The organism is Bradyrhizobium sp. ARR65 (assembly GCF_000472385.1).
GTDB lineage: Bacteria > Pseudomonadota > Alphaproteobacteria > Rhizobiales > Xanthobacteraceae > Bradyrhizobium.
In genome coordinates, this window is record NZ_AWZU01000009.1 from 58081 (window position 1) to 73447 (window position 15367).

Annotated in this window: 13 protein-coding genes; 3 read left to right on the forward strand and 10 right to left on the reverse strand. The window is 63.8% G+C overall.

Annotation, left to right across the window (positions count from 1 at the left end; translation table 11 throughout):
* Positions 1–165 precede the first annotated feature (165 nt).
* Positions 166–933: a tRNA1(Val) (adenine(37)-N6)-methyltransferase gene (locus tag F758_RS0112805; RefSeq protein WP_024508239.1), complete on the reverse strand. Its 768-nt coding sequence runs from the start codon at positions 931–933 to the stop codon at positions 166–168.
* Positions 926–1153, reverse strand: coding sequence for a putative signal transducing protein (locus F758_RS0112810; protein WP_024508240.1), 228 nt, complete (start codon positions 1151–1153; stop codon positions 926–928). The genes F758_RS0112805 and F758_RS0112810 overlap by 8 nt, the downstream gene beginning before the upstream one ends.
* 124 nt (positions 1154–1277) lie before the next feature.
* Between F758_RS0112810 and F758_RS0112815 the strand changes: the two genes are divergently transcribed.
* The gene (locus F758_RS0112815) at positions 1278–2288 is read left to right on the forward strand and encodes a polyprenyl synthetase family protein (protein ID WP_024508241.1); all 1011 of its coding nucleotides are present in this window, start codon (positions 1278–1280) and stop codon (positions 2286–2288) included.
* Positions 2289–2406: 118 nt separating this feature from the next.
* Here F758_RS0112815 and F758_RS0112820 read toward each other — a convergent pair whose 3' ends face one another.
* From F758_RS0112820 to F758_RS0112830, 3 genes are all read right to left on the reverse strand, one after another.
* Positions 2407–3333: a 4-(cytidine 5'-diphospho)-2-C-methyl-D-erythritol kinase gene (locus F758_RS0112820; protein WP_051386856.1), complete on the reverse strand. Its 927-nt coding sequence runs from the start codon at positions 3331–3333 to the stop codon at positions 2407–2409.
* A 294-nt stretch (positions 3334–3627) separates the two neighbouring features.
* Complete coding sequence (locus tag F758_RS0112825; protein WP_024508243.1) at positions 3628–5418, reverse strand: tetratricopeptide repeat protein; 1791 nt, start codon at positions 5416–5418, stop codon at positions 3628–3630.
* Positions 5419–5736: 318 nt separating this feature from the next.
* Positions 5737–7395: an electron transfer flavoprotein-ubiquinone oxidoreductase gene (locus F758_RS0112830; RefSeq protein ID WP_024508244.1), complete on the reverse strand. Its 1659-nt coding sequence runs from the start codon at positions 7393–7395 to the stop codon at positions 5737–5739.
* A 144-nt stretch (positions 7396–7539) separates the two neighbouring features.
* Between F758_RS0112830 and F758_RS0112835 the strand changes: the two genes are divergently transcribed.
* The gene (locus F758_RS0112835; protein WP_024508245.1) at positions 7540–8346 is read left to right on the forward strand and encodes a uracil-DNA glycosylase; all 807 of its coding nucleotides are present in this window, start codon (positions 7540–7542) and stop codon (positions 8344–8346) included.
* Between the two features lie 114 nt (positions 8347–8460).
* Here the strand turns inward: F758_RS0112835 and F758_RS0112840 are convergent, their stop codons facing one another.
* The 5 genes from F758_RS0112840 to F758_RS0112855 form a co-directional block, all read right to left on the reverse strand.
* The gene (locus F758_RS0112840) at positions 8461–9978 is read right to left on the reverse strand and encodes a glycosyltransferase family 39 protein (RefSeq protein ID WP_024508246.1); all 1518 of its coding nucleotides are present in this window, start codon (positions 9976–9978) and stop codon (positions 8461–8463) included.
* Between the two features lie 81 nt (positions 9979–10059).
* Positions 10060–10893, reverse strand: coding sequence for a ribonuclease HII (rnhB, locus tag F758_RS0112845; protein WP_024508247.1), 834 nt, complete (start codon positions 10891–10893; stop codon positions 10060–10062).
* 73 nt (positions 10894–10966) lie between these two features.
* The gene (locus F758_RS53235) at positions 10967–11104 is read right to left on the reverse strand and encodes a hypothetical protein (protein ID WP_502689139.1); all 138 of its coding nucleotides are present in this window, start codon (positions 11102–11104) and stop codon (positions 10967–10969) included.
* A complete protein-coding gene (locus F758_RS43775; protein ID WP_502689140.1) occupies positions 11098–11430 on the reverse strand; it encodes a VOC family protein in 333 nt (110 codons plus the stop codon). Before F758_RS43775 ends, F758_RS53235 begins: the two co-directional genes overlap by 7 nt.
* Positions 11431–11439: 9 nt before the next feature.
* Positions 11440–12606, reverse strand: a complete 1167-nt coding sequence (locus F758_RS0112855; protein WP_024508248.1) for a PA0069 family radical SAM protein — start codon at positions 12604–12606, stop codon at positions 11440–11442.
* A gap of 222 nt (positions 12607–12828) precedes the next feature.
* On the opposite strand from F758_RS0112855, the gene F758_RS0112860 reads away from it, so the two are divergent.
* Positions 12829–15243 (forward strand): phosphoketolase family protein, encoded by a 2415-nt coding sequence (locus tag F758_RS0112860; RefSeq protein ID WP_024508249.1) that lies wholly within the window; start codon positions 12829–12831, stop codon positions 15241–15243.
* Positions 15244–15367 lie beyond the last annotated feature (124 nt).

Genomic DNA, 15367 nt, shown 5'->3' on the forward strand with positions numbered 1-15367 from the left:
GAACGCGTTTTGCATCCTTGTGGTTGCCAGGCCGCAAATGACGCAGCGGGAAAAGACATGAAAATCTATCTGCTGATGCTGCTGATCGGTACACTTTTGACGGCGATCCATTTCACTTCCGCACCGGAGCGGAAATCGGAACCGGCACAGCAATAGAACGTCCCATCAAGCGATTGCCAGGGGCAGGCGACCCTGTCCCGCCAAAATCGCTGATGTCTGCGGGTCGGGCCTGCCCTTTTCGTCATTGAGCATCAGCGCCGACAAGATCTGGGTTGGCGCCTTGCCACCCTTCACCGCCCGAACGAGAACGCGGATCGCCGGCTTCCTCGCATCCCCATGCACCGGCACAATGACGAGGCTGCCAAAGCCGCGAGTGAGCGCGGCCAGTGCATCGGCTAGTCCGTCGGCCCGCCAGATCAGGGTGAGAATGCCGCCCGGTCTGAGGATGCGCCGCGCGGCCGCGGTCCACTGCTCCAGGGCGCCCGGTGCCGCCACATGCGCCGACGCGCGCGCAAGATCGGGCGAGGCGCGGTGGCGCGCGGCGTTGTTGAACGGCGGGTTCATCAGCACGAGATCGGCATTGTCGGGGGCAAGCCCGGCGGCCGAAAAGTCTTGCGCCGGCGCCGTGACATCGAGCACCACGACCCGCGCGGCGATCCCGTTCGCCACCGCATTGTGACGGGCCAGTACGGCAAGGTTGGAATCGATCTCGACCAGCGTGAGATCGATGCCGCCGACGCGCTTGGCCACTGCAAGACCAGCGGCGCCGACGCCGGCGCCGAACTCCACCACCCGCTCGCCCTGATACGCCCGGCTCGCGGCTGCAAGCAGCATGGCATCGTGGCCGGCACGATGCCCCGATCTCGGCTGACGCAAATGCAATTGTCCGCCGAGGAAGGCGTCTTCGGTATATTCTGGAATCGTCTCACTCATCCGGCCGCAATTCGTGGGACAGGCCCGCATCGGCCAGAACCTGGCGCGCCGCGCGATTGTCCTCGTCATGCACAAGAATCCGTCGCGGCAGGATGCCAAGCGAGCCTTCGATAATGCTCATGTTCTGATCAAGCACCACATGATGGATGTCGGCGCCGTCCAGTAGCGCGCCGACCGCCGAAACCAGCACGAGGTCGTTGGTTCGAACCAATTCCCGCAAATCGCCTCTCCATGCTTGGTCATGAGCGGCAATGACGCACGCAAATCAATGACAAACCGCCCTTGCCGCGTGACGTGGCAGTTTCTATTGTCAGTTCCTAACATAGCAAATCTTGGAGACCGGCGTGGCGGTAATTGTGCCTTTTGAGAGCCCTTCGGGCGCGTCAATCGATGCCCTGATCGAGCTTGTTGCCGCCGACATGGAGCGCGTCAATTCCACCATCCTGGCGCGGACCGGCTCAGAAGTGACCCTGATACCCGAGGTCGCCAATCACCTGATTTCGTCCGGGGGCAAGCGGCTACGGCCGATGCTGACGCTGGCGATGGCGCAACTCTCCGGCTATTCCGGGGACGGCCATATCAAGCTCGCAGCGTCGGTCGAGTTCATGCATACCGCGACCCTGTTGCATGACGATGTCGTCGACGAGAGCGAGCTCCGGCGCGGTAAATTATCGGCGCGAATGTTGTGGGGCAACGAGGCGAGCGTTCTGGTCGGCGACTTCCTGCTCGGCCAGGCCTTTCGCATGATGGTCGAGGTCGGCTCGCTGCGCGCGCTTGATATCCTGTCGTCCGCCGCGGCGACGATCGCCGAAGGCGAAGTCATGCAGCTCGCCGCCGCGAAGAACACCGCGACCACCGAAGACGAATATCTGGCGGTGATCCGCGGCAAGACCGCGGAATTGTTCGCCGCGGCCTGCGAGGTCGGCCCTGTGCTCGCCAACCGGCCGAAGGCGGAGCAGACCGCCTGCCGCTCGGTCGGCATGAATCTGGGCATCGCTTTCCAGTTGGTCGACGACGTGCTGGACTATGGCGGCAAGTCGGCGAAGCTCGGCAAGAACATCGGCGACGATTTCCGCGAGGGCAAGATCACGCTGCCCGTCGTACTCGCGTTCCGCCGCGGCAACGACTCCGAGCGTGCCTTCTGGGTGCGCGCGCTGGAGCGCGGTCAAATCGGTGACGGCGATCTCGAACATGCGATCGGCCTGATGGCCAAGCACCGCGCGCTGGAAGACACCATGAACCGCGCCCAGCATTATGGCGCGATGGCAGTCGATGCCCTAGCGCTGTTTCCGTCCTCGCCGATGAAGACTGCACTGGAGCAGGTGGTGGCGTTCTGTCTGGCGCGGTCGCATTGACGACGCCTTTGTAGGTTGGGCAAAGGCGCATTCGCGCCGTGCCGACCAGCCTGTGGCTGTCGAGGATGGTGGGCACCCTTCGCTTTGCCTGCCCTATGGCTCCCCGCAATGACGAGTCCTAGCTCAATTCGCCCGCGTGCACCCACCAGGTCGGGTGATCGACGCAAATCGTCTTCGCCGCTGCTCGTGCCTCCGCGGCATTACCGAACAACGCAAAGCAGGTCGCGCCGGAGCCGCTCATGCGCGCCAGCTTTGCGCCTTCTGCTTCAGCTAGCGCCTTCAGGACGTCGCCGATCACGGGTTCGATCCGCCTGGCGGGCGCCTCGAGATCGTTGCCGACGATCGACAGCGCCGCGATCCAATCGGCGAGCGCCGCGCCCTCGGCCGGCCATGCCGGCGACTTGATCACGTCGGCGGCCCCGACCAGGAGTTCGCCATTGCGCAAGCCGAGTGCTGCGAACACGTCTTTGGTGGCGACGGGGACGTTGGGATTGATCAAGACGCAAGGCAGTTTCGGCAGGTTCAGCGGCAACAGGCCCTCTCCCACGCCGGTCATGTCGCAAGCTTTCGAGAGCAGACAGACCGGCACGTCGGCGCCGGTCAGAAGCGCGACCTCGGCAAGGCGCGGATCATCAGGCGCAAGCCTGTTGAGCCGCGCCAGCAGTCGTAGCGCGGCGGCGGCATCCGCCGAGCCGCCGCCGATGCCGGCCGCGACCGGCAACATCTTGTCGAGTGCAAAGGCGCCGAGCTTCAGCTCCGGCACGCGCTCGGCCAGCAGCCGCGCCGCTTTCAATACGAGATTGTCGGCGAGTTCGCCGCAGGCCTGCGCCGTCGGCCCCGTGGTTACGAGCGTGAGCTCTGGCCCGGGCGTCAAGCTGAGGCGATCGGCGCAATCGGCAAAGGCCACTACGCTTTCGAGATCGTGATAGCCGTCGACGCGCCGACCCACGACCCGCAACGTCAAATTCACCTTGGCACGGCCGCAGTCGGTCAGCACGTGCGCCGCGGATAAAGCCTTCGCCCCGGTTTCTGCCTCGCCTGTCATCAGATAAGTCAAATCCAATTCGAAAATGAGATAAGCGTCTCTAGCGGTTCCGGCACTCGCAGAAAAGCGGCCCGCGAGGAATGCCAGCACCCCTTTGCTTCCCTTGCGGGAGGAAGTGGCGCGGACTTCAGTCCGCGACGGATGAGGTCCTCTCTCAGCGGATAGAGGATCGACAGAGGTTAACCTGCGGAGGCAAACCCCTCACCCGCATCGCATCTTCGATGCGGTCCGACCTCTCCCACAAGGGGAGAGGTACACCGCCGCCTGCGACCAGTGATCTTGCCGGCGCGGCGCTTAGCCGCCCTTGTCGTCCTCTTTCTTCTTGTCGGCGGATGCCGCGGCCGACGGGGAGGACGAATCGTCCGGCATGCCGTTCTCGATCTTGGCCAGGATCTTCGGCAGATCGTCCGCCTCGGGCTTCAGGTCGCGGGCATGGGCCCACTGAAATTTTGCCTCCAGCTTGCGCCCGACCCGCCAATAGGCGTCGCCGAGATGGTCGTTGATAGTGGGATCCTCGGGCTTCAGATCGACCGCACGCTCGAGATTCTTCACCGCCTCATCGTAGTTGCCGAGCTTGTAGTAGGCCCAGCCCAGCGAATCCACGATATAGCCGTCGTCGGGACGCTGCTCGACGGCGCGCTTGATCATCTTCATGCCTTCGTCGAGATTGATGCCCTGGTCGATCCAGGAATAGCCGAGATAATTCAGGACGTGCGGCTGGTCGGGCTGCAGCTCCAGCGCCTTCTTCATGTCGGCTTCGGCCTTTGGCCACTGATGCGAGCGCTCCTCGCAGATGCCGCGGTAATAGTAATAGAACATGTTGTTCTTGTCGTTCGCGTCCGGCAGCGCGTCGATGGCCTTGGAATAGGTCTCGGCGCAATCAGCGAACTTCTTGCGGCCGCGCTCGATATTGCCGAGCGCCATGATGGCTTCGAGATCCTTCGAATCGTCCGCGATCACGCCTTTGAGGATCTTGATCGCCTCGTCGCTGCGGTCGGCGGCATCGAGATCGGTCGCGAGCTGGATCTGGGCGTTCCGCTTCAAGGGCGAGCTCGCGGGCACGCGCTCATACACCTTGATCGCCATCTGCGGCTTCTTCACGGATTCATAGAGATCGGCGAGCGACAGCAGCGCCAGCGGATGGTCCGGCTTCAGGTAAAGGGCGAGTTGCAGATAGACCAGCGCGAGGTCCTCACCGCCGCGGCGGGTCAGCGTGGCTCCGATGCCATACAGCGCCTCGGCCGCACCGGCCTGTGCGGAATCGACCAGCGGCGACAGCTTCTTGCCGGCATGGATTTCGCGCAGCGCGTCCTGCACCAGCGGATGGCGCGGCAGCTTCTTGTCGAAGGCTTCATAGATGGCGGCGGCCGCCCGCTCGTCCTTGTTGCGCGACAGCCAATGCCCATAAGCCTCGGCGACCCGCAGCATGGAATCGTCGAGTTTGTAGGCGCGTTCGAAACGCACGCCGGCGTCCTTTTCCTTGCCGGCGAGTTCGTCGATCATGCCGGCATGAAGGTCCTTGAACAGCGGATACCACTCGGGACCGGTCAGCTTGTCGATGCTGGCGATCGCGCCCTTGGCATCGCCGGCGCCATAAGCAGCCCAGCCCGACAACAGCGTCGCCACCAGATCGGTGATCGGTCCGCGAATCGACTGATTGATGTTGAGCTGTGCGGCGGCCCACTTCTTCTGCTTCAAGTTCTGCACGCCGATTACGAGCCGCGCCACGCGGTTGGACTTGTCGACCGCCAGGATGCGCTCGGCGAGCTTGACGGCCTCGTCGATGTCGCCGTCGGCGACGGAGGAGATGAAGGCGCGATCCAGGAGCTCGTTGTTCTTCGGATCGGTGCGAAGCGCGGAGCGATAGAAGGCTGCCGCGGACGCCGCATCGCGCTCGACGCTGGCGTGACGTGCCGCCAGATAGCTGCCGGACGTCGTCAAGCTTTTCAAATCGTGAGTGGTGGGAAACTGCGCCGTGTTTTCGGTCGGGTGCTCCGGCGTCTGCGCCAGGACCGAGCCGGGCAGGACCAGCGCAGCAAGGGCGAAGGCGGCAAGAGTTGAGCGGGTGCAACGATGAGAGATCATCAGTTCGCCTTAGCGTTTTTAGGAATTGACGGAGCGTCTCGAATGCGAACCACACGGTGCATCAAGGCAGCGGTCGGACAATGCCGCGTTTGAAGCTCATCCGCAAGGATATGGGCTGGCTGTTCCGTTTGCTGAAGCGCCCCTTTTGCTCGCCCTCGCGGCCTCAAAACGCCTGTTCTGTGGCCTTATCGTGACCGGGCCGGCCAAGGCCGCCCGGCCGCCTCACGCAATCGTGCTTAGCTCTTGTTCGAGCATGATCTTTTCGGAAAACCGCTGTGCACTCTGTGCTAGCGCTGTCCTCCGGGTCCGGATCATGCCTTACATTGCCTCGTAATTCGGGCCGCCGCCGCCTTCCGGCGGAACCCAGGTAATGTTGCCATTCGGGTCCTTCACGTCGCAGGTTTTGCAGTGGACGCAGTTCTGGGCGTTGATGACGAAGCGCGGGCCTGAAGCCTCCTCAACCCATTCATAGACGGCGGCGGGGCAATACCTGGCCGATGGCCCGGCATAGACATCATGCTCGGAGATCTTCTGCAGGTTCATGTCGGCCACCTTGAGATGGACCGGCTGGTCCTCCTCGTGATTGGTGTTGGACAGGAATACCGATGACAGGCGGTCAAAGGTGAGCTTGCCGTCCGGCTTCGGATAGGAAACCGGCTGGTGTGCCTTGGCGGGATCGAGCGTGGCACGATCCAGCTTGCGGTGGGATTGCGTGCCGAACAGCGAGAAGCCAAGCGTGTTGCACCACATGTCGAAGCCGCCGAGCACCACGCCCAGCACGGTGCCGAACTTCGACCACAGCGGCTTGACGTTGCGCACCGGGTAGAGGTCCTTGCCGACGGGCGAAGCGCGCCAGGTCGTTTCATATTCGGAGAGCTCGTCATTGCCGCGGCCGGCCGCGATCGCGGCGGCGACATGTTCGGCGGCGAGCATGCCGCTGCCCATCGCGTTGTGTACGCCCTTGATGCGCGGCACGTTGACGAAGCCGGCCGCGCAGCCGATCAGCGCGCCGCCGGCGAAGGTCAGCCGCGGCACCGATTGATAGCCGCCTTCCGTGATGGCGCGCGCGCCGTAAGCGAGCCGCTTGCCGCCTTCGAACAGCTCCCGGATGGCGGGATGAGTCTTGAAACGCTGGAACTCGTCGAACGGCGACAGGTACGGATCGTCGTAATTCAGATGCACGACGAAGCCCACCGCGACCAGGTTATCGTCGTAATGGTACAGGAAGGAGCCGCCGCCGGTCTTGTTGTTCAAGGGCCAACCGAAGGAATGCTGGATCAGGCCCTTCTTGTGTTTGGCCGGATCCACCTGCCAGACCTCTTTCAGCCCGATGCCGAATTTCGGCGACTGGCTGCCTATGTCCAGCGAGAACTTGGCGATGAGCTGCTTGGTCAGGCTGCCGCGGGCGCCTTCCGCAAACAAGGTGTATTTGCCGAGCAGTTCCATGCCGCGGGTGAAGGACGCTTTCAGCGAACCGTCCTTGGCGATGCCCATGTCGCCGGTGGCAATGCCGCGCACTGCGCCCTGCTCGTCATAGAGCACCTCGACCGCGGCGAAGCCGGGATAAATCTCGACCCCCAATGCTTCGGCCTTGCGCGCGAGATACCGGCAGAGATTGCCGAGCGAGCCGGTGAAGCAATGATGATTGTTCATCAAGGGCGGCATCATGAAGTTCGGCAGACGGATCGCGCCGGTTGCGGTCATCCAGTAGAAGCGATCGTCCGTGACCTGCGTCTTCAACTGGCAGTCGGGATCCTGGCGCCATTCCGGGACCAGCTTGTCGAGCGCGAGCGGATCGATCACCGCGCCGGAGAGAATATGCGCGCCGACTTCGCTTCCCTTCTCCACCACAACGATGTTCAAATCCGCATTGAGCTGCTTCAGCCGGATCGCGGCGGACAAGCCCGAAGGGCCGGCGCCGACGATCACGACGTCAAATTCCATGGATTCGCGCGGGGGAAGTTCTTGGGTGGCCATAGTCTATCTCAGCCCGAATTGAGACATTTCCTTAGTTGTTGGCCCTCTTGTTTCCGATTTTTACTGCCAGGACAACCATGGAAATGCGTTTCGAAGGCGTGCAACGCCGCCTAAATTGACCTAAATGCCAGTTCAGCCCTCGCCATGACGCCCGAACCCACCCTTTCCGTTCGCGAACTGCTCGGCTTCTATCTGGAGGCCGGCGTCGACTGCGCGCTGTCGGAGGAACCGGTCAACCGTCTGGCCGAGCCGGAGTTCGCGCCGAGCCCACGGGATGTGCTGCCGGCGCAACCGAGGCGGCCCGTCGCGCCGCCTCTTCCGCTCGCCCGCAGCGAACCACCGGCGCCGGATGCGGCGATCGCTTCGGCGCGCGAGGCCGCGCGCACCGCGCCGACATTGGAAGCATTGCGCGAGCTGATGGAGCGCTTCGACGGCTGCACGCTGAAAGCGACCGCAACGCGGCTGGTGTTCGCCGATGGTAACGCAGAAGCCCGCATCATGTTCGTCGGCGAGGCGCCCGGCCGCGAGGAAGACATCGAGGGCCTGCCTTTCGTCGGCCGTTCGGGGAAGCTCCTCGATCGCATGATCGGCGCGATCGGACTCGACCGCAGCAAGGCCTATATCGCCAACGTGATCCCCTGGCGGCCGCCCGGCAACCGCACGCCGACGCCACAGGAGACGCAAATCTGCCTGCCCTTCATCCAACGGCAGATCGAACTGGTCGATCCGGACGTGCTGGTGACGCTCGGCAATCCCTCCACCCAGGCCCTGCTCGGCACGCGCGAGGGCATCATGCGGACCCGCGGGCGCTGGTTCGACTACGATACGGGAACGCGCACCATCCGCGTGCTGCCCACCTTCCATCCCGCCTATCTGTTGCGCTCGCCGGCCTATAAGCGGCTGGCCTGGCAGGACCTGCTGGCGATTGCGAAGGCGTTGCGGGGGGCATGATCGTTTCGCACCGTCATTCCGGGGCGATGCGCCAGCATCGAACCCGGAATCTCGCCCGCAACTTCTGGATCGCGGGTTCGCGCGCCTTGCGAGCGCCCCGGAATGACGGTGCGTCTACTGCCCCTTCGGCCGCACGATGGCCCAGCCGATGCGCAACACGCCCTGGCGGCCATTGACGAGCCGGTCGAACGAGCGCGGCACTTCCGGCACGAGGTTCGGGAAGCGCTGCGCGATATCGGGCGGCGGCGCGCCTGACGTGTCGGAGGCGCGCCAGACCACCACGCCGCCAACCTCGTTGAACTTGGCCGCTGTCATCCAGGGCGTCCGCTGCGGGCTTGCGTCGACGAACAGATGCGGGCGTCCCGGGCCCAGCGCGATCAGGCTTGCGATCTCCGTGTCGCCCGCGACCGCTTCGAGCTGATGACTGGTACGCCGCGAGAAACTGTCGGTAAAAAACTGCGCCATTGCGCGCGCAGGCAAGGTGGTGGCGACTTCGCCGGCGGACGTCCAGGGCAGGAACAACGTACCCGCGATAACGACCAAGGTCGGCGCGGCGACGATCGCCGCCCATATCGCGCGCAGCATGCGCTGACGCTGCAACCGGATGAGATCGCCCGATGTCACCACCACGGCGAGCCCCGACATCAACAGCGCAACGCCCGCGCCGCCGAACACGCGATCGAGCCCGAACAGGCCGGCGATCAGGCTTGCCAGCAGCGGCGGCACGATCGCGAAGAAGTACACGAAATTGTACGCCAAGGGCTCGGCCGGGGGCCGGAACAGGCTTGGTGGGTCCTCGCCCTCGCGGGCAAACAGGCGTGAATTGAACACCACCAGGATCACGATGCCGACAAGCGCGAACAACAGCCAGCCGAGCAACCAGCCCCAGTGCCGGGCGCGCGCGCCCAGATCCGACAGCGTCGGCCAATGCTGGCTCCAATAGAGGCTCATCGGCTCGGCGCGCATCAGCCAGACCAGATAGGGCAGCGCCAGCGCGACCACCACGAGCAATGCGAACAACGGATCGAGCGAGCGCAGCATGCGGCGGCCCTCGTCGGTCGCCAGCGCAAAGCCCGCGACCAGCAGCAACAGCATGGCCGCGGCTGGGCTCGTGAGCAGCAAGAGGCCGGCATCGATCGACCAGGCGAACCAGACGTTGCGCCGCTGCTGCCCGATCAACTCCCAACTATGCAGCAGCAGCAGCGCCCAGAGCGGTCGGGCCAATACCGCCGGACCGAACTCCAGCGTCTGCGCCCCAAAGGCGGTGACCGTCATGGTCAGGAGCACCGCGAGCACTGCGTGTTGGCCGCCGACCAGCGCGCGGCCGAGCAGGAATAAAATCCAGAATGCCGCAACCGAGCAAAGCACGGCGAGCAGATAAACGCCGAAGATGTGATTGCCGGCCGCGCGATAGGCGATGTCGCCGAGCCAGAACGCCAGCGGCGGACCGAACTCCGTACCGACCTGATATTCGCGCCCATAGGCCAGCGCGATCGCAAGGTTCGGAGGCGGGCTGCGATAAAAGAGGAGCGCGACCGTCAGCCACAGCGCGGCTTGCGCCAGCGCCACGATCCAGACCACCAGCCGCGGCCGGGCGCGGATCAGTTCGATGGCCAGGGAGGTGAAACGCATGAAAGGTCCGGCTGGCGAGCCAGCGCGGAAGCTAGCCCCTATTCGATCTCGGACGTGTGATAATGGGCGCAAGAGTGCACGTCAAAGCGTCGCCGAGGACTCGACATCGACCTGTGCTTCCACCGAGAACAGGTCAAGCTCGCGTTTGATGGTCCACGGCTGGTGCTTTTCGCGCGCGGCGATGACGGGCGCGAAGAAGCTGCGATGATGCACGGAAGGACCGAGACGGTCCAGCGCCTCCAGATGTTCCGGCACGCTATAGCCTTTGTGCGACTCGAAGCCGTAGCCAGGACATTCTTCGGCCAGCAGGCACATCAGCCGGTCACGCGTCACCTTGGCGATGATGGAGGCCGCGGCGATCGACAGCACCAGGCCATCTCCGCCGATCACCGCCTCGCACTCACAAGGCACGTCGATCTTGTCGCGGCCGTCGACGAAGACCTGCTTGGGCGCTTCGGGCAGCGCGCGCACCGCGCGCGCCAGCGCCCACAGCGAGGCGCGCAGGATATTGTCACGGTCGATCCGCGCGGGAGATGCGAACGCGACGGCGAAGGACGAGGTCGCGCAGATCTTGTCGAACAGTTTCTCGCGCTGTTCCGGGGTCAGCCGCTTGGAATCGTCGATGCCGCGGGGGATGCGGTTGGGGTCGAGCACGACGGCCGCGGCCACGACCGGACCCGCCAGCGGACCGCGGCCCGCCTCGTCGCAGCCGGCCACCGGCCAGATGCCGCTTTTGAAAAGCGCGCGCTCGCGGCGGAAATTCGGCGGTGTCACCGCAATGACGCCTCTCGCCGCCTTCTCGACGTCCTTGGCCTTGATTACTTGGGCGTTGATTACCTGGGCCTTGATTTCCTGGGCCCTAATTCCTTGCGCCTCGGCCTTTTGCGAAGCTTTTGCGGACTTGTCTCGACTCATAGGCGGGATGGTGGCGCAAGCAGGGGCCGCTGCGCAACCGGGAACTCCCGGTAATTCCCGTTATTCTCGTTTGTTAATCGGGCAGATGCACACGCCTGTCCTCACCGACCTCGATGTTGGGCGCGACCACGGCTTCCCAGGGATGGCCATCTGGATCGGCAAAATAGCCGGAATAGCCGCCATAGTCGGTATCATGCGCCGGCTTCAGCAACGAGGCGCCCTTAACGAGGCGCCCTTGGAGATCGCCAGATCAAGCACCGCATCGACTTCCTCGCGCGACCCGCAATTCCAGGCGAGCGTCATGCCACGAAAGCCCTGCGGGCGCGGATTTTCCGGAATCGTGGCGTCCCGCGCAAGCTGATCCCATGGAAACAGCGCCAGCACCGGGCCGCCGGTCTCGAAGAAGGCGACGGCCTCGCCGGTTGCGCGAAATCTGCGCACAAAGCCCAAGGCCTCGTAAAACGCGATGCTCCTGCTCATATTGCCGACACCGAGCGCGATGACAGTGAGTCGCGGAACCGGAGCGGCGGCTTCCATGATCGTCCCTCAAAACAGGCTGAGCTGCTCGCCGGCTCGCTTTGGCCGGACAAAATGGTCGGTGGTCAGTTTGGAGCGTCGCTTATTGAGCCCGTGCTTCTCGCAAGCGATCTCGAAGCGCCGCCCGATCATCCAGGCCATCGGGCCCGTGCCCTTCATCCGCGTCCCCCATTGCGAGTCGTAGTCCTTGCCGCCGCGCATATCGCGGATCAGGGTGAACACGTGGCGGTAGCGGTCCGGATAATTGGCCATCAGCCATTCGCGGAATAGGTCCCGCACCTCCAGCGGCAGCCGCAGCAGCACATAGGAGGCTTCCTTCACGCCGGCATGGGCGGCTGCATCAAGAATGCGCTCCATCTCGGCATCGTTCAGAGCCGGTATGATGGGCGCCACCATCACCGTGGTGGGAATGCCCGCTGCCGACAGCCGCCGCAGCGCCTCCAGGCGCTTGGGCGGAGTAGAGGCGCGCGGCTCCATGCTGCGCGCGAGTTTTGGATCCAGTGTGGTGACCGAGATAGCCACCTTTGCCAGGTTGCGCTTGGCCATCCGCGCCAGAATGTCGGCATCGCGGACGATCAGCGCCGATTTGGTGACGATGCCAACCGGGTGGCCGGTGCGCTCCAGCACTTCCAGAATGCCGCGCATGATTTTCCGCTCGCGCTCGATCGGCTGATAGGGATCGGTATTGGTCCCGATCGCGATCATGCGCGGTTCGTAGTCGGGTGCCGCCAGTTCCTTCTCCAGGAGCTGCGGTGCGTCGGGCTTCGCGTAGAGTTTTGACTCGAAATCCAGGCCTGGGGACAGGCCGAGATAGGCGTGGGTCGGACGGGCGAAGCAATAGATGCAGCCATGCTCGCAACCCCGGTAAGGATTGATCGAGCGGTCGAAGCCAATATCGGGTGAATCGTTGCGGGTAATAACTTTCCGCGCCGTATCGAGCGAAACCGTGGTCTTGAACGGCGGCAGATCATCAAGGCTCTGCCAACCGTCGTCGAAGGCGACGCGCGCCTCCGCCTCGTAACGGCCGCTGGCATTGGACTGCGCGCCACGACCGCGCCGCCGCTCGCGATCAATGGCGACCGCAAGCTCCGGGAAATCCGGCGCAGCGGCGCCCGCCGGCTCGGAGGGCACCGGGACCGGCGGGCGCTTGAGGGCATGTGAAGATGCTCGACTCATGGCCGTAGAGATAGCACGCCGCGAGAACAAATCAAGAACAATGTATTGAGCGCCAGCATCGAACCCCGAAATGACGGGGACGCGTGTAGGCGGCTGCCCGCCGGTGGGGCACGCGCTTTTGACCGCGCTCAAGGAGTTGCCTTCAAATTCGCATTCTATCGTAGCGCGAGGGAACGGATCGATCAAATGCGGGTCGTTCTGGTGTTTCCACAGGAGGTCGGCATGGAACGCGTGAAACCGCAACAGACGGGCGTTGACGAGCTGGAGCTGCTCGACCGCTATTGGCGCGCCGCCAATTATCTCTCCGTCGGCCAAATTTATTTGTTGGACAATCCGCTGCTCAACGAAGCGTTGCGGCCCGAGCACATCAAGCCGCGACTGTTGGGACATTGGGGCACTACGCCAGGGCTGAACTTCATCTATGCCCACCTCAATCGCGCGATCCGCACCTCTGACCTCAATGTCATCTATATCTGCGGCCCCGGCCATGGCGGGCCGGGCATGGTCGCCAACACCTATCTCGAAGGCACCTACAGCGAGATCTATCCCGAGATCACGCGCGATACCGACGGTTTGCGCAAGCTGTTTCGCCAGTTTTCGTTTCCAGGCGGCATTCCGAGCCATGCCGCGCCGGAGACGCCCGGCTCGATCCATGAAGGGGGCGAACTCGGCTACGCGCTGGTGCATGCCTATGGCGCCGCGTTCGACAATCCCGATCTGATCGTCGCCTGCGTGGTCGGCGACGGCGAAGCGGAGACCGGGCCGCTGGCGGCGTCATGGCATTCCAACAAATTCTTAAATCCCGTGCATGACGGCGCGGTGCTGCCGATCCTGCATCTCAACGGCTACAAGATCGCCAACCCCACCGTGCTCGGGCGGATGAGCAATGACGAGGTTCGCGATCTCTTCATAGGCTACGGCCATGAGCCGTTGTTCGTCGAAGGCGACGATCCGGCACAGATGCACCGGCAGATGGCCGACGCGCTCGACGTCGCGCTCGCCAGCATTCGCTCGATCCAGCAAAGTGTCCGCGGGCAAGCCGCGGGCTTCCACCGGCCGAAATGGCCGGTCATCGTGCTGCGGAGCCCGAAGGGTTGGACCGGCCCCAAGGAAGTCGATGGCTTGAAAGTGGAAGGGTTCTGGCGCGCGCACCAGGTGCCGATCGCCAATCCGCGCGGCAATCCTGATCATCTCAAATTGCTCGAGCAGTGGATGCGCAGCTACGAGCCCGAAAAGCTGTTCGACGCAAGCGGCCGCCTCGTTCCCGAATTGCAGGCGCTGGCGCCGGAGGGCGATCGCCGCATGGGCGCCAATCCGCACGCCAATGGCGGCCTGCTGAAACGCGAGCTCAAGCTGCCGGATTTCCGAGAGTTTGCCGTCGATGTCCCCTGCCCCGGCGGCACTATCGCGGAAGCGACGCGCGAACTCGGCAAATTCCTGCGCGACGTTGTCACGCTGAATGCGCAGGCGCGCAATTTCCGCATCATGGGGCCGGATGAAACCTCTTCCAACCGGCTTGATGCCGTGTTCGAGGCGACCGAGCGTGTCTGGATGGAGAGTATCGAGCCGTACGACGTCCATCTCGCCCATGACGGGCGCGTGATGGAAGTCTTGAGCGAACATCTCTGCCAGGGCTGGCTGGAGGGCTATCTGCTCACCGGACGCCACGGCTTCTTCTCCTGCTATGAGGCCTTTATCCACATCGTGGATTCCATGTTCAACCAGCACGCCAAATGGCTGAAGGTATCGCGCGCGCTGCCCTGGCGGCGCCCGATCGCTTCACTGAACTATCTGCTGACGTCGCATGTCTGGCGCCAGGACCACAATGGCTTCAGCCATCAGGATCCGGGCTTCGTCGATCTCGTCGCAAACAAGAAGGCGGACATCGTCCGTGTCTATCTGCCGCCCGATGCCAACACCCTGCTCTGGGTCGCCGATCATGTCTTGCGCACTTATAACCGCATCAATGTGATCGTGGCCGGCAAGCAGCCCTCGCCGCAGTGGCTCACGATGCGCGAGGCGCTCACCCATTGCGAGGCCGGCATCGGCATCTGGAAATGGGCGGGCACGGAAGCCTCCAATGCCGAGCCCGACGTGGTGATGGCCTGCGCCGGCGACGTTCCGACATTGGAAACGCTGGCCGCCGTGGACCTGCTGCGCAAGGCCCTCCCTGAGTTGAAGATCCGCGTAGTCAATGTCGTCGACCTGATGACGCTGCAACCGAAGGACCAGCATCCCCACGGCCTTTCCGACCGCGATTTCGACAGTCTCTTCACCCGCGACAAGCCGGTAATCTTCGCTTATCACGGCTATCCCCATCTGATCCATCGCCTGACCTACAACCGGACCAATCACGCAGGGATGCATGTGCGCGGCTATGCCGAGGAAGGCACGACGACCACGCCGTTCGACATGGTGGTGCTAAACCAGCTCGACCGCTTCCACCTCGCGATCGAAGCCATCGAGCGCGTGCCGGGACTTCCGATCGCTGCGGCTCACGTCAAGCAGCAATTCCGCGATGCGCTGATCGAGCACTCACGCTATGTGCGCGAGCACGGCGAAGACATGCCGCAGATCCGCGACTGGGTGTGGCCGAACAGCGCCGGCGGATCGACGCCGCGAGAGGCGGGCGACTAAGCGGAATGGCTTGGTGACTTCTCCCTGAGGGCCTTGATCGCAGGGCGGCAATGCGCCTGCGCGCGAAGCGCGGCTCGAAAACACGACCCTCGCGAGCGCCTCTGGGTAACGGGCCAACTTGAGA